Below are 13747 nucleotides of genomic sequence, written 5' to 3' on the forward strand. Positions count from 1 at the left end.
CCGGATATTAGCCGATATACCCATAACCCTACCTGTGGGCTTCATCCGACTACGGCGTCAGTCGGGCGCCTGTGTGAAAACATGCCGCGTGGCCACGGTGATACAAGCTGACGAGTCCCGGGAGGCGGCCCCGGAACGCCCCGAGCGGGCCGACCGGCGCGTCCGGCACCCCGCCTCGCTGATCCGCGTGCTCACCGGGCTGGCCACGACCGGCCTGGTGCTGCTGCTCGCCGACTACGCGGAGGGCACCGCCGGCGGGCTGGACGCCGACGTCACCCTCGGCGCCGGCATGCTGCCCTGGCCGCCGGTGCAGCTGGCCGGGGCGCTGTGCGCGGCCGCGCTGCTGGTGGTCCCGCTCGGCTTCGCCGTCGACCGGCTGGTCCGCGGCGAGGGCCGCCGGATCCCGGACGGCGTGCTGGCAGCGGTGGCCGCGTACGGGCTGGCGCTCGGGCTGGACCTCGCGGTCGGCGACCTGACCGCCCTCACCCACCCCTCGCCGGACGGCCCGGGCCACACCGACCCGGTGTACGGCCACCTCGCCCCCGTCATCGCCTTCATGACCGCCGTCGGCCTCTCCGGGCTGCGCCGCTGGCGCACCGCGCTGACCGCCGCGCTCGGCCTGGCCGCGCTCTCCGGCCTGATCACCGGCTACGCCACCCCGCTCTCGCTGGTGCTGGCCCTGCTGGTCGGCTGGACCACCGCCCAGACCGTCCGGTACGCGGTCGGCGAGCCCACGCACACCCCGACCCTCCGCCAGATCGCGCACGCGCTGGCCCAGGCGGGGGTGCGGCCGGACGCCGTCCGGCCGACCGGCCGCACCCGCTACCTGGCCACCCAGCACGAGGACGGCCCCGACCTGGACGTCCACCTGCTCGACCGCCGCGCCCAGGCCAACGGCCTGCCGCACCACCTGTGGCAGCTGCTGAGGCTGCGCACGGCACCCCGCCCGCTGGGCCTGCGCCCGCTGCGCGCCGGCGCCGAGCACCTGGCCCTGCTGGCGTACGCGGCGGCCGCCGCAGGGGTGCGCACCCGCCGGCCCGCCGCGGTCACCGAGGTGGGGCCCGAGGCCATGCTGGTGGCGTACCCCCACCTGGCGGCCCGTCCGCTCGGCGAGCTGGCGGACGAGGAGCTGACCGACCCGCTGCTGGTGGACGCCTGGCGCCAGCTGCGCCTGCTGCAGGGGCGCCGGATCGCCCACCGCGGCCTCGGCCCGGAGTCCGTGCTGGTGGACGACGCCGGGCAGGTGCACCTGGCGGAGCCGGCCGACGGGGAGATCGCCGCCGGCGACCTGCTGCTCCGCCTGGACGTGGCCGGTCTGCTGACCGCCGTCGCCCTGCGGGTGGGTCCGGAGCGGGCGGTGGCGGCGGCGATGGCGGTGCTCGGCCCGGCCGCGGTCGGCGCGGCGCTGCCGCTGCTGCAGCCGATCGCCCTCCCCCGCGGTACCCGGGCGGCGCTCAAGGAGCAGCCGGGCCTGCCCGCCCGGATCCGCGCCGAGGTGCTGCTCCACCTGCCGCAGGCGCCGGTCGAGCCGGTGCGGCTGGAGCGGTTGCGGCCGCGGGTCCTGGTCACCCTGGTGGCGGGCATCCTGGCCGGGTACCTGCTGCTGAGGTACCTGTTCGGCAGCGGCAGCAACCCGTTCGCGCTGCTGGCGGGCGCCGATCCGCTCTGGCTGGCGGGCGCGGTGGTGGCCGCCGCGGCCAGCTACCTGGCGGCGACGCTGGGGTTCGTCGGCTTCGTCCCGGAGCGGCTGTCCTTCGGGCGGGCGCTGGCGGCGCAGCTGGCGGGGTCGTTCGTGAAGCTGGTGTCGCCGGGCGGGGTCGGCGGGGTGGCGCTGAACACGCGGTTCCTGCAGTCGGCCGGGATCCCGACGGCGCAGGCGCTGTCCAGCGTCGGGGCCTCGCAGCTGATCGGGCTGGGGCTGCACCTGGTGCAGTTGGCGCTTTTCGGTGCGCTGCTCGGGCTGGGTCCGGCGGCCGGTTCGGAGTCGAAGCTGCCGGACCCGTGGGTGATGGGCCTGGCGCTGGCCGGGGTCGGGGTGCTGCTGCTGTCGGTGGTGGCGGTGCCGGTGCTGCGACGGCGGGTGCAGACGCTGCTGCGCCCGCTGCGGGCGGAGGTGCTGCCGCGCCTGCTGGACCTGTTGCAGCAGCCGGGGAAGCTGGCCGCGGGCCTGGCGGGGCAGCTGCTGGTGTCGATGGCGTTCGTGGTCTGTCTGTACTGCTGTGTGCAGGCGGTGGGGCGGCAGCCGGACTTCTCGGCGGTGGCGGTGACCTTCCTGGCCGGCAACGCGGTGGGCAGCGCGGCGCCGACGCCGGGCGGTGTGGGCGGCGTCGAGACGGTGATGACCAAGATGCTGGCGAGCACCGGGGCGATGGACGAGGGTGCGGCGCTGGCGGCCGTGATGCTGTTCCGGCTGCTGGTGTTCCTGTTGCCGGTGCTGCCGGGGTGGGCGGCGTTCGCCTGGTTGCAGCGGCGCAAGGCGCTCTGAGCGGGGCTCTTCGCGTCCGGGTCGGCGCTCGGGCCGGGGCTCGGGCCAGGGCTCTGGGTCGGTCCGGTCGGGTCGGGTCGGTTCCGGTGCGCGGCCCCGGTCGTCCCGGTGCTCAGTCCCGGTACTCGTCGTCGTCCAGCTGGACCACCAGGGTCTGCTCGACCGCGTCGCCGTCGTCGGCCTGGGCGGCGCCCCCGGCGCGGCGTTCGCGCAGCACTTCGAGGCTGTCGATCTCGTGCTCGGCGATCTCGCGTTCCTCGTCCTCCGCCTCCAGGAGCGCCGGGGATTCCTCGTCGAGGTCTTCGGGGAACTCGGGGTTCTCAGGGTTCTGGGGCATGCCGCAAGTATCCGCCGGTGGGCGCTCGGGCGCGCAGCGTGGACGGTCCGTCGGCGCGTCGGGGTGGCGGGGTCGGGCGCCGGCGGGGCCCGTTCGTCAGGCGGCGGCCCGGAGCCGGCGGCGGTACTGGCCGGGCGGGACGCCGTGGGCGCGCTTGAAGGCCTTGGCGAAGGCGAACTCGGAGCCGTAGCCGACCCGGCCGCCGACCACGCCGAGCGGGGTGTCGGAGTGGCGGAGCATCCGGGCGGCGCAGGTCATCCGCCAGCGGGTGAGGTAGGCGAGCGGGGGTTCGCCGACCATGGCGGTGAAGCGGCGGGCGAAGGCGGCGCGGGAGAGTCCGGCACTGGCGGCGAGGCCCTCGACGGTCCAGCCCTCGGCGGGGTCGGCGTGGATGGCGCGCAGGGCGGGGGCTATGGCCGGGTCGGTGAGGGCGGCGGCCCAGCCGGCGGTGGCGTCGGCGGGCTGGTCGTCGAACCAGGCGCGGAGGATGTAGAGCAGCAGCAGGTCGATCAGTTCGGTGGCGATGCCGTCGGAGCCGGGGCGGGGGTCGTCGAGTTCGGCGCCGAGCATCTCGATGGCGGAGCGCAGGGCGAGGTGGCGGTCGCGGCGGGCGGGGAGGTGGATGATCTCGGGGAGGGCGGCGACGAGCGGGTGGGGGCGTTCGTGGTCGAGGTGGTAGGAGCCGCAGAGCAGGACGGTGCGGGCGCCGGGGCCGTCGATGGTGAACCGGCCGATGGGCGAGGTGCGGTCGGCGCGGTCGGGGCAGAAGGCCTCGGCGGGTGAGTCCGGGTCGTCGGCGAGGACGTGTTCGGCGCCGCTGCGCAGGAAGACGACGTCCCCGGCGGCGAGGGGGATGGTGGAGCCGTCCGGGCGGATCAGCCAGCAGGAGCCGGACATCACGATGTGGAAGCCGGCGCCGGCGGCCTCGTTGAAGCGCAGGCCCCAGGGGGCGCGGCATTCGGTGCGGGCGGTGCGCGGGGTGTCGGAGCGCATGAAGGCCACGGCCTCGGTGAGGATGTCCATGAGCCCAGCCTACGCCCGTACGCTCGATCGACGAGACGATCGGACAGGGAATCGAGAGTTTCGGCTATTCATCGTCTCCTTCCGACTCCCTAACGTTGAGGGCGTGGCCGGTCACGGGGATCGGCCCCGACGGAAGGAGGCGCCCATGCGCGCCGTAACCCAGCAGTCCTTCGGAGAGCCGGACGTCCTCACGGTGGGCGAGGTGGCCCGGCCCGAGCCGCTGATCACCGAGGTCCTGGTGAAGGTCCGGGCGGCGGGGGTGAACCCGGTGGACGCGTACGTCCGGGCGGGGGCCTTCCCGCTGCTGGGCGAGCCGCCGTTCGTGCTCGGCTGGGACGTGTCCGGGGTGGTGGAGCAGGTCGGGGCGGGGGTGAACCGGTTCGCGGTCGGCGACGAGGTGTACGGCATGCCGTTCTTCCCGCGGGCGGCGGGCGGGTACGGCGAGTACGTGGCGGCGCCGTCGCGGCACTTCGCCCGGAAGCCGAAGGGCCTGGACCACGCGCAGGCGGCGGCGCTGCCGCTGGCGGGCCTGACGGCCTGGCAGGCGCTGGTGGACGCGGCCCGGTTGCAGCCGGGGCAGCGGGTGCTGATCCACGGCGGCGCCGGCGGGGTCGGCCACCTGGCGGTGCAGATCGCCAAGGCACTGGGCGCGGAGGTGTACGCGACGGCGAGCGCGGCGAAGCACGAGTTCGTCCGGGAGCTCGGGGCCGACCACCTGATCGACTACACGGCCGGGGACTTCGCTGAGGGGCTGACCGACCTGGACGCGGTGTTCGACACCGTGGGGTCGGGCACCGGGCTTCGGTCGCTTCCGGTGCTGCGCGACGGCGGCGTGCTGGCCACCATCACCGAGCACTTCGACGAGGAGCTGGCCGCGCGGGTGACCGCGGACGGCAAGCGGTACGCCGGCGTGGTCGTGGAGCCGGACCACGTGGGTCTGGAGGCGCTGACCGACTTGGTGGAGACGGGCCGGCTGAAGCCGTTCGTGGAGCATGTGCTGCCGCTGGAGGAGGCGGCGCAGGCGCACCGCCTGATCGAGTCGCGCCGGACCAAGGGCAAGATCGTGCTGGCGCTCTGAGGGCTGCGGGACCGGGCGAATCCGCGGACCACGGACCCGGCGGCGGGCAGAATCGGCCTCGGACCGGGTCGGCCCGTCAGGGGCGCTTCGGCTCGAACGCCGCCCGGACGGACCGGCACCCGGTGTGGGGAGGACGCGGATGAAGGTGACGCACGGGCAGGTGCTGGCCTGGCGGCTGCGGCAGCAGGGCCTGGCGCCGCGGCTGACGGCCTCCGCCGAGGAGTTGGTGGAGCGCCTGGCCGGGGTGCAGGCCCAGGTGCCGTCCGCCGCCGAACTGGCGGTCGCGGTACGGCAGCGCGAACCGCGTCCGGCCGGGGTCGAGCAGGCGCTGGCCGCCCGGACGCTGGTCCGCACCTGGGCCATGCGCGGCACGCTGCATCTGCTCGCGGCCCGGCACGCGCCCGCGTACCTGTCGCTGATGGCGGCGGCCAGGACCTGGGAGAAGCCGTCCTGGCAGCGGGCCTTCGGGGTGGCGCCGGCGCAGATGGCGGCGCTGGGCGAGGCGGTGGAGGAGGTGCTGGACGGTCCGCCGCTGACCCGGCAGGAGCTCACCGAGGCGCTGGTCGCCCGGCCGGGGTTCGCCGGGCTGCGGGAGCAGCTGACCTCCGGCTGGGGCACGGTGCTCAAGCCGCTGGCCTGGACGGGGCGGCTGTGCAACGGTCCGTCCCGGGGCACCCGGACGACGACCTTCACCTCGCCCGCCGCCTGGCTGCCCGACTGGCCCGGGCTGCCGGACCCGGAGGAGGCGGCGGCCGCCGTGATCCCCGCCTACCTGGGCGCGCACGGGCCGGCGTCCCCGGAGGTGTTCGACGCCTGGCTGATCCGCGGCGCCTCGCGGAAGGCGCAGCTGCGCGGCTGGTTCGCGGCGCTGGGGGACGGGCTGGCGCAGGTGGAGGTGGACGGCGTACCGGGGTGGCTGCGGGCGGGGGACGTGGACGTGCTGGCGGCGACCGATCCGTCGCGGGAGGTGCGGCTGCTGCCGGGGTTCGACCAGTACGTGTTGGGTCCCGGCACGGCGGACACCCGGCTGATCGCCGCGGAGCGCCGCAAGGCGGTGAGCCGGACGGCGGGGTGGATCTCGCCGGTGGTGGTGTTCGGGGGCCGGGTGGTCGGGGTGTGGGAGTTCACCGACGGCGTGGTGGACGTCCGGCTGTTCGCGGAGGAGGGCGGGGTGCCGGAGGCGGGCCTGGAGGCGGAGGCCGCCCGCCTGGCGGCCTGCACGGGCGAGGTCCGCACCCTGTCCGTCCGCACCGTCTGACTCCCTTCCTCTCTCTCCTCTCTCCCCCTCTCCTCGACGCGCTGCTCCGGCGTTTCTCCGGCGGCGCGGGTGAGGATGGGCCCATGCACCTGGCTGACGTCGCCCAGACCTCGCGGGAGATCGGCCTGACCTCCTCCCGCACGGAGAAGATCGCGCTGCTGGCCGGCCTGTTCCGGCGGACCGAACCGGCCGAGGCGCCGGTGGTGATCACCTACCTGGCGGGACGGCTCCCGCAGGGCCGGATCGGGGTGGGCTGGCGGACCTTGCAGGAGCCGGTGCCGCCGGCGGCCGAGCCGCGGCTCGACGTGCTGGAGGTGGACGCGGCACTGACCCGCCTGGCGGCCGTGGCGGGCAAGGGCGCACAAGCGGAACGCAAGCGCCTGGTCGAGGAGTTGATGGGCGCGGCGACGGCCGAGGAGCAGCTGTTCCTGCTCCGGCTGATCGGCGGGGAGCTGCGCCAGGGGGCGCTGGACGCGCTGGCGGTGGAGGGGCTGGCGGTGGTCTGCGGGGCGCCGGCGGCCGAGGTGCGGCGGGCGTTGATGCTGTCGGGTTCGCTGGGCGGCTTGGCCGAGCGGCTGCTGGCCGAAGGACCGTCCGTCCTGGGCGAGTTCACGCTGACGGTGGGCCGCCCGGTGCTGCCGATGCTGGCGCACACGGCGAAGGACGTGGACGAGGCGATCGACCGGCTCGGGCCGTGCGCGTTGGAGGAGAAGCTGGACGGGGTGCGCATCCAGGTGCACCGCGACGGCGAGGCGGTACGGATCTTCACCCGGACGCTGGCCGAGATCACCGAGCGGCTGCCGGAGGTGGTCGCCCTGGTGGCCGGGTTGCCGGCGCGGCAGGCGGTGCTGGACGGCGAGGTGCTGGCACTGGACGAGCAGGGGCGGCCGCGACTGTTCCAGGAGACCTCCGGCCGGGTCGCCTCGACCGCCGACCGCGCTCCCCTGGATGCCGCGGTTTCCAACGCGGCGCTCGCCCTCTCCCCGGTCTTCTTCGACCTGCTGGCGGTGGACGGCCGCGACCTCCTGGACCTCACCTCCGCCGAGCGGCACGAGCAACTCGCACGCCTGGTACCGGAGTCGTCCCGGGTCCGCCGCCTGGTGGTGGCCGATCCGGACGACCCGGCCGCCCGTGACGCGGCCCGCGCGTTCACGGCCACGGCCACCGGCGAGCACCGGCACGAGGGTGTGGTGGTCAAGGCGCTGGACGCGCCGTACAGCGCGGGGCGGCGCGGCACCTCCTGGCTGAAGGTGAAGCCGGTGCACACGCTGGACCTGGTGGTGCTGGCCGCCGAGTGGGGGCACGGCCGGCGCACCGGGCTGCTCTCCAACCTCCACCTCGGCGCCCGCCGCCCGGACGGTTCCTTCGCCATGCTCGGCAAGACCTTCAAGGGCCTGACCGACGCCGTCCTCGCCTGGCAGACCGAACGCCTCCAGCAGCTGGCCGTCTCCCGCGAACCCTGGGGCGTGGTGGTCCGCCCCGAACTCGTCGTCGAGATCGCCTTCGACGGCGTCCAGCGCTCCACCCGCTACCCCGACGGCGTCGCCCTCCGCTTCGCGCGCGTCCTCCGCTACCGCGACGACAAACCCGCCACCGAGGCCGACACCCTCGCCGCCGTCCTCCAGGCGGCCAGCGGCCACCACCCCGCCTCTGACACGGCCGGCGGCACGGGCTAGGAGTCCGGGCCGCCCAGGGCCTCCTCGAAGTCCCCGATCATCACCGCCGGATGGTCGGACGCGTCCGACCGGGGCCAGGGGGCGGCTCCCGTGACACCCAGATCACCGCGCATCGCCTCTCGGGTGGCGCGTATCAGGGGCCAGAGCGCGTGTTGCGCCTCGGCGGCCGACCGCAGGGTCTCGCCCTGTCGGGGCTTCCCCTGCTCCATGCGCTTGATCTGCCCGTACACCCGGGTCAGTGCATCGTTCAGCTCGTTGGCCGGACCGATCACGGTGTCCGGGGCGACCATCAGCGTCTCTGACCAGCAGTCCCGGTGGGCGTCCTTGGCAGTCTCCAGCGCCCGGATGTCCTCCTCCCCGGGCGCACGATCCCGCATGACGTACAGGTGCCGGCTCAGCGCCGTGGCGAACTGCCGGGCCTCCCGGTGGAGTTCGGTGTAGCACCGCCGCCGCAGTTCCAGATTCTCACGCGCCTCCTGGATGGCGTGGCCCATCTCCAGCTCACGCTTCTTGGCCCGGTCGGCCCCCCGCTGGGTGAGCAACGCACCGCCGAGCGTGCCCGCCACACCGGTGATCGCGATCAGTACCGCCCCCACGTCCATCGGATCACCATAGTCCGGCCGCAGGCACGCCTTCCGGCGAATCGCACACATGACAAAGGCCCGGTCAGGATGACTGACCGGGCCTTCTATGTCTGAGCCGCCTGCGGGATTCGAACCCGCGACCTACGCATTACGAGTTTGCGCGATTGTCATCCGCCACCGTCCGCCGCCATCCACGGCGCAGGTCAGAGGATGGCGGCGGACAGACAAGGACTGTCACGGTCAGGGTGGACTGAGACCAGGACTGAGACCACACGAGCGTTCGCACGCCTGCTTGCTGCCTCTCGTTGCTTCGCAGGTGGCGGGAGGTCGGGGCTGTTTGTCAGTCCCGCGTGGCACCCTGGCCTCACTGACCGGTATGGCTCGGAGGCCTTAAGGATGAACGTCGAGACGGCGCTGCAGAGTTGGTTAACCGCTGAACAGTTCGCGGCCGCGGTCGCCCCGGAGAGCGAAGTCCTGGCGCTGGCGGGAGCGGGCTCGGGCAAGTCCCGGACGCTGGCGGGCCGTGTGGCGCATCAGGTCGCCTCTGGGGCACCGCCCGAGTCGATCGTCGCCTTCACGTTCTCCGAGAAGGCGGGCGAGCAGATCAAGACCCGGGTGGCCTCCGCACTGCAGCAGTGCGGACTGGACCCGCTCATGGTCGGAGGCATGTACATCGGGACCATCCATGCCTGGTGCCGCCGGGTGCTCGGGGAGATGGACGCCCGCTACCGGCAGTTCGACGTGCTGGACGAGATGCAGTTCCAGGTCTATCTGATCTCGCGCTACCCCAAGCTCGGGATCAACGCGCTGCGCGACGCGCACCCCACCGCCAAGGGCAGCCGGCGCGGCTACTTCGAGTCGCTCAGGCAGCTCGGACGGGCCTGGCAAATGATGAACGACGAGCTGCTCGACCCCGAGCAGGTCGCAGCCGAGGACGCCGAACTGGGTGCCGCCCTGGAGCGGCTGCGGTCCAACATGGAGAAGGACCACTACATCGACTTCTCGCTGATGCAGCGGCTCGTCGTGGAGGCGCTGGAGGCCGGTGAACCGGGAGCCGCAGAGGCTCTTGCCCCGCTTCGCCACGTGCTGGTGGACGAGTATCAGGACGTGAACGTGGTGCAGGAGCGCCTGGTGGAGCTCATGCACCACCACTCCGACACGCTGTTCGTGGTGGGCGACGATGACCAGGCGATCTACGGATGGCGCGGCGCCGACGTAACCAACATCCTGGAGTTCGACAAGCGGCACCCGAATGCCTCGGTGCACAAGCTGCTCACCAACTTCCGTTCCACCTCGGCGATCGTCGAGGCGGCCGGTGACTTCGCGGCCCAGGAACTGGGTGCCATGCGGCTTCCGAAGGTCTTGAAGGCCCACGCGGACCGCGACCCGAGGGAGCTCGCCGTCCAGCAGTTCCCCGACCGGCAGACGGAGGCCGAGTTCGTCGCCGACCGCATCCAGGAGCTCCTCGGCACGGAGTACGAAGAGCCCGACGGGACCCGTCGAGGACTCACTCCGGCGGACTTCGCGATCCTGATGCGCTCGACCGAGCAGCCGGAGGCGGACGGCACCAAGCGACACACCGCATACATCCAGGCCCTGGACACGCGGGGGATCGTCTACGACCTCAACGCCGGCGGCCAGTTGTTCGACCGCGCTCAGCCCGCCGCGGTTCGCAGCGCGTTCGAACTGCTGCGGGAGAAGTCCCCGGACCGCAACGAGGTCGACCAGCTCTTCAACTCCGAGCTGTCGATCGCCTTCCCGCTCGCCGATCTGCACCGCGTTCGGCACGTCTTCGCGCAGTGGGGTCGCCGCATCCACACTCCCGTCGTCCAGGGCGCTCCGCGGCAGCGGCTGTTCCCGCAGCAGCTCCTGCATGACCTCCTGCAGGCGCTCAACGTCGCCGACAGCGGGTTCGACGACGGCGTGATGGCCGACCTGGGCACCTTCAGTCGCATCCTGAAGGACGTCGAGACCGTGTACGTCTCCATCGACGGCAGCCGCCGTTTCGGCGAGCTCCTCAACTTCTTGCAGAACGTCGCCGGCGAAGGCTACGAGACCGACAACCAGATGATGAGCCGGCCGGACGCGGTGTCCGTGTCGACCGTGCACAAGGCCAAGGGCCTTGAGTTTCCGGTGGTCTTCGTCGTCGACGTGGAGGCCAATCGCTTCCCGGGCCGGCGCCGCAGCTATGACGGCTGGATGCCCGCGACCCTCATCCAGCAGGCGCTCGACAACGGCTCATACCAGACGGGCACGCCCGACCAGGCCCGCCTTTTCTACACCGCGATCACTCGGGCCGAGCGGTACCTGTACGTCACGGGGTCCGCCCAGCTCCCCGGCGGCAAGCGGATCGCCAGGGTCTCCCCGTTCGCGGCCCGGCTCAACCATCCCGAGATCCGGCGGGATCTCCTCGATCCGGGCGCACCGCCCGCCGTGACGCCGCCGCCGGCCACTCCCCGCCGGCGCGGCGACGAGTCGGTGCTCCCCACGACCTACTCCCAGATCCACACCTACATGCGCTGTCCCCACGCTTACAAGCTGAGCGTGGTCAACGGCTTCGCCCCGCCCATCCCGGAACTCTTCGGGTTCGGGCGAGCCGTCCACGCCGCCGTGGGCAAGCTGCACCAGGCCTACAAGGAGAGCGCCCCCACCCCTGACGAGGCCCGGGCGATCGCCGAGCAGCTCTTCCACCTCAAGCACGTCGCCCCCAGCTCCGACCCGGTCAACCGCCCTGGCGCGTACGAGCGCGCCCGCCAGAAGTCCTCGGACATCGTCGCCGACTACGCCGCCGACTACGCCGAGGACTTCGAGACCAAGCGGCAGGTGGAGCTTCCGTTCGAGATCCCGATCAAGGGCGCGGTGATCTCGGGAGCCATCGATCTCCTGCTGAGCTTCGACGACGCGGAGAAGATCCAGGACGCCAAGGTCGTCGACTTCAAGACCATGGAGGGCGGTCCGGACCCGACCAAGAACCCGGACCTGCACTGGGAAGACCTCTCCCTGCAGGTCCAGCTGTACGGCCGAGGTGCCGAGCTGGTTCACGGCGCGAACGCCCGAACCGGCGCGGTCCACCTCCTCAAGGACAGCCAGCGGATTCAGGTCCCGGTCGACGCCGACGCGGTCGACGCGGCGGTGGCCAACGTGGAATGGGCGGTAGACCGGATCACGGACGGCGACTTCCCCCAGCGCGCCTCCAGTAGCAAGTGCGGCAGCTGCGATTTCTCCCAGATCTGCGCCCAGAAGACGCAGCGGTTTGCAACGAACGACCAGCCGCCGGCTCTTCACCTGCCGGACGGCGAAGGCAGGAAGCGCTTCCTCCCGATCGCAGCCTTCTCGCAGGTCGACCCGCGACAGTGAGCACGTCGGGTGGGGCCGCCTTGCCGGGGCGGCCCCACCCGATAGGCAGGGTCATGGCATGGAGATTCGACTACGCAGCGCAACGAAGAAGAGGATCTTCCTCTTTCTTCGCCTCGGATGAGGTACCGTATGAGGAAGTCGGCCAACGGAGGCACTGTGATCCAGCAGCCTGAGCAGAGTCCTGCTCGACGCAGCAAGGTCGTTCCGCCCGAGCAAGCGGACGCCCGACTGGCCCAATGGGGCCTCTCGGTTGAACAGATCCACCAGAGCGTCATCGCTGGCGACGATGCGCGGAGCCGCGTCTCAAGTCGCTACTACCCTCGCAACTATGCGGGGATCACGATGTGGGCCGAGACGCTCGCCGGCCTTCGGCGGCAGCTGCTCAAGATCCGGCGGGGCTGGCGCATCGGATCCACGAGCAACTACGAGACCGTCTACTCGATCGAACGTGAGGTTGCGTTTGCGGTCGTATCCGGCGACACCTATACCGGTATCGACGGTAGGCGCGACCCCAAGCTGACCCGGAAGCGGGGCCCGAAGACGAAGGAGCGGGTGCGGCGTAATGCCGTCATCGGCCAGCTTGCCTTCGATCTAGAAATCCCTGGCGCGAGGGAAGAGCTCCCAGCAGACGAAGCATGCTCGACCTGGTTCCTGGTGATCCACCCGGATGAGGATAAGGTTCGAGTCGAGCTATCGCTCCCCGTGCGAGTCGGGGATGACGGGCTCGTCGGGGAGTGGATCGAACGTATCCTTCTTCCCCCCGTACCGGTTACAGGTGCGGTCGCACCGATTGAGCCTGACGAGGACGACGATGACGGAGACCCGATGGTCACTCGACCGGCATGACCTGAGGTCATTCAACCCCTCGCGCCTGACCCTCGTTCGCGAACGCCGGGCCCTGACCAAGCAGGGCCTGGCGGAGCTCTGCGGCGTAACACGGAGGGCGGTCACATCATGGGAAGCTGGCGACGTTGACGCTCCGCCCGTTGATGCTCTCGCCGACGCCCTCGACGTCCCGCCCGAGTTTTTCTATGCCGACGATGCGCCGCAAGTTGAAGAATCGTCGGTAAGCTTCCGCGCGCTTTCATCCGTAAGCGCGCGGCAAATTTCTCGCGTCCTGGCCGTCAGCTCCCTTGCGATTGAACTCGGCGCATGGATCGACAAGCACTACGGGACTCCTTCCGTCGACATTCCAGATCTCGCAGACATGGCGGACTTGCCGCCCACGCTGGCCGCTGAACAGGTGCGATCCATCTGGGGCCTTCATCAGAAGCCGATCAAAAACATGATTACGCTTCTGGAGCGAAAGGGCGTCAGAGTATTCTCCCTCCCCCGCCCCGACAGGGAGGTCGACGCCTTTGAGTTCACCTTCGAAGGCCGGCCGTTCGTATTCTTGAACACGTCAAAGTCGGCAGAGCGGATGCGCTTTGATCTCGCGCACGAGCTTGGCCACATGATTCTCCATAAGGGCTCGAAGAAGAATCTTTCGCGACAGACGGAGCAGGAGGCTCACGAGTTCGCAGCCAGCTTCCTGATTCCCGCTGATGAGCTTCACGCACAGGTCGTCGGAAAGCTACGAATTGATGATGTCTTCAAGCTGAAGGCCTACTGGAAGGTGTCGGCCGTTGCAATGGTCGAGCGCCTCTATCAGCTTGATTTCATTACAGAGTGGACTCGACGGCAATGGATGATCGACCTCTCGCAGAGAGGATTTAGGTCCGCCGAGCCGGGCGGAATGGACCGAGAGAGCTCGAAGCTTCTTTCGGAGCTATTCCGAATGGCGCGCGAGGATGGATGGTCCATCAAGGGGATTGCGGCCGATCTTGGGGATAATGCGAAAGACCTCGACGCATTGGTATTTGGTCTAGCTATTTCAGCGCTCCCTGGGGGTCGCCAAACAGCACCCCCGGTATCCGGTCACCTAACCCTAGTTCGATAAGGCGGCTCCG

The 13747-nt window shown here is 71.3% G+C and carries 10 protein-coding genes; 7 read left to right on the forward strand and 3 right to left on the reverse strand.

All coding sequences use genetic code 11. From position 1 onward, the window contains the following. Positions 1–88: 88 nt before the first annotated feature. Positions 89–2485, forward strand: coding sequence for a lysylphosphatidylglycerol synthase transmembrane domain-containing protein (locus tag ABWK59_RS16230; RefSeq protein ID WP_354641301.1), 2397 nt, complete (start codon positions 89–91; stop codon positions 2483–2485). A 112-nt stretch (positions 2486–2597) separates the two neighbouring features. Here the strand turns inward: ABWK59_RS16230 and ABWK59_RS16235 are convergent, their stop codons facing one another. Both ABWK59_RS16235 and ABWK59_RS16240 read right to left on the reverse strand, forming a co-directional pair. Next, entirely contained in the window at positions 2598–2822 is a 225-nt protein-coding gene (locus ABWK59_RS16235; protein ID WP_354641302.1) for a hypothetical protein, read from the reverse strand. Positions 2823–2918: 96 nt separating this feature from the next. Next, complete coding sequence (locus ABWK59_RS16240) at positions 2919–3845, reverse strand: AraC family transcriptional regulator (protein WP_354641303.1); 927 nt, start codon at positions 3843–3845, stop codon at positions 2919–2921. A 145-nt stretch (positions 3846–3990) separates the two neighbouring features. Between ABWK59_RS16240 and ABWK59_RS16245 the strand changes: the two genes are divergently transcribed. From ABWK59_RS16245 to ABWK59_RS16255, 3 genes are all read left to right on the forward strand, one after another. Next, a complete protein-coding gene (locus ABWK59_RS16245) occupies positions 3991–4923 on the forward strand; it encodes an NADP-dependent oxidoreductase (protein WP_354641304.1) in 933 nt (310 codons plus the stop codon). A 139-nt stretch (positions 4924–5062) separates the two neighbouring features. Then, the gene (locus tag ABWK59_RS16250) at positions 5063–6181 is read left to right on the forward strand and encodes a winged helix DNA-binding domain-containing protein (RefSeq protein WP_354641305.1); all 1119 of its coding nucleotides are present in this window, start codon (positions 5063–5065) and stop codon (positions 6179–6181) included. Positions 6182–6264: 83 nt separating this feature from the next. Then, positions 6265–7857 (forward strand): ATP-dependent DNA ligase, encoded by a 1593-nt coding sequence (locus ABWK59_RS16255; RefSeq protein WP_354641306.1) that lies wholly within the window; start codon positions 6265–6267, stop codon positions 7855–7857. On the opposite strand, the gene ABWK59_RS16260 is transcribed toward ABWK59_RS16255, so the two are convergent. Beyond that, positions 7854–8459, reverse strand: a complete 606-nt coding sequence (locus ABWK59_RS16260; RefSeq protein WP_354641307.1) for a hypothetical protein — start codon at positions 8457–8459, stop codon at positions 7854–7856. The two genes, ABWK59_RS16255 and ABWK59_RS16260, sit on opposite strands and share 4 nt — an antisense overlap. A 378-nt stretch (positions 8460–8837) precedes the next feature. Between ABWK59_RS16260 and ABWK59_RS16265 the strand changes: the two genes are divergently transcribed. The 3 genes from ABWK59_RS16265 (at position 8838) to ABWK59_RS16275 (ending at position 13737) form a co-directional block, all read left to right on the forward strand. Continuing rightward, positions 8838–11798 carry an ATP-dependent helicase gene (locus tag ABWK59_RS16265; RefSeq protein WP_354641308.1) on the forward strand — a complete coding sequence of 987 codons (2961 nt, stop codon included), beginning with the start codon at positions 8838–8840 and terminating at the stop codon, positions 11796–11798. 156 nt (positions 11799–11954) lie between these two features. Then, complete coding sequence (locus ABWK59_RS16270; RefSeq protein ID WP_354641309.1) at positions 11955–12644, forward strand: hypothetical protein; 690 nt, start codon at positions 11955–11957, stop codon at positions 12642–12644. After that, positions 12610–13737, forward strand: coding sequence for a helix-turn-helix domain-containing protein (locus tag ABWK59_RS16275; RefSeq protein WP_354641310.1), 1128 nt, complete (start codon positions 12610–12612; stop codon positions 13735–13737). The genes ABWK59_RS16270 and ABWK59_RS16275 overlap by 35 nt, the downstream gene beginning before the upstream one ends. Positions 13738–13747 lie beyond the last annotated feature (10 nt).

This window comes from Kitasatospora sp. HUAS MG31 (assembly GCF_040571325.1).
In the GTDB taxonomy this organism is placed as follows: Bacteria; Actinomycetota; Actinomycetes; order Streptomycetales; family Streptomycetaceae; genus Kitasatospora; species Kitasatospora camelliae.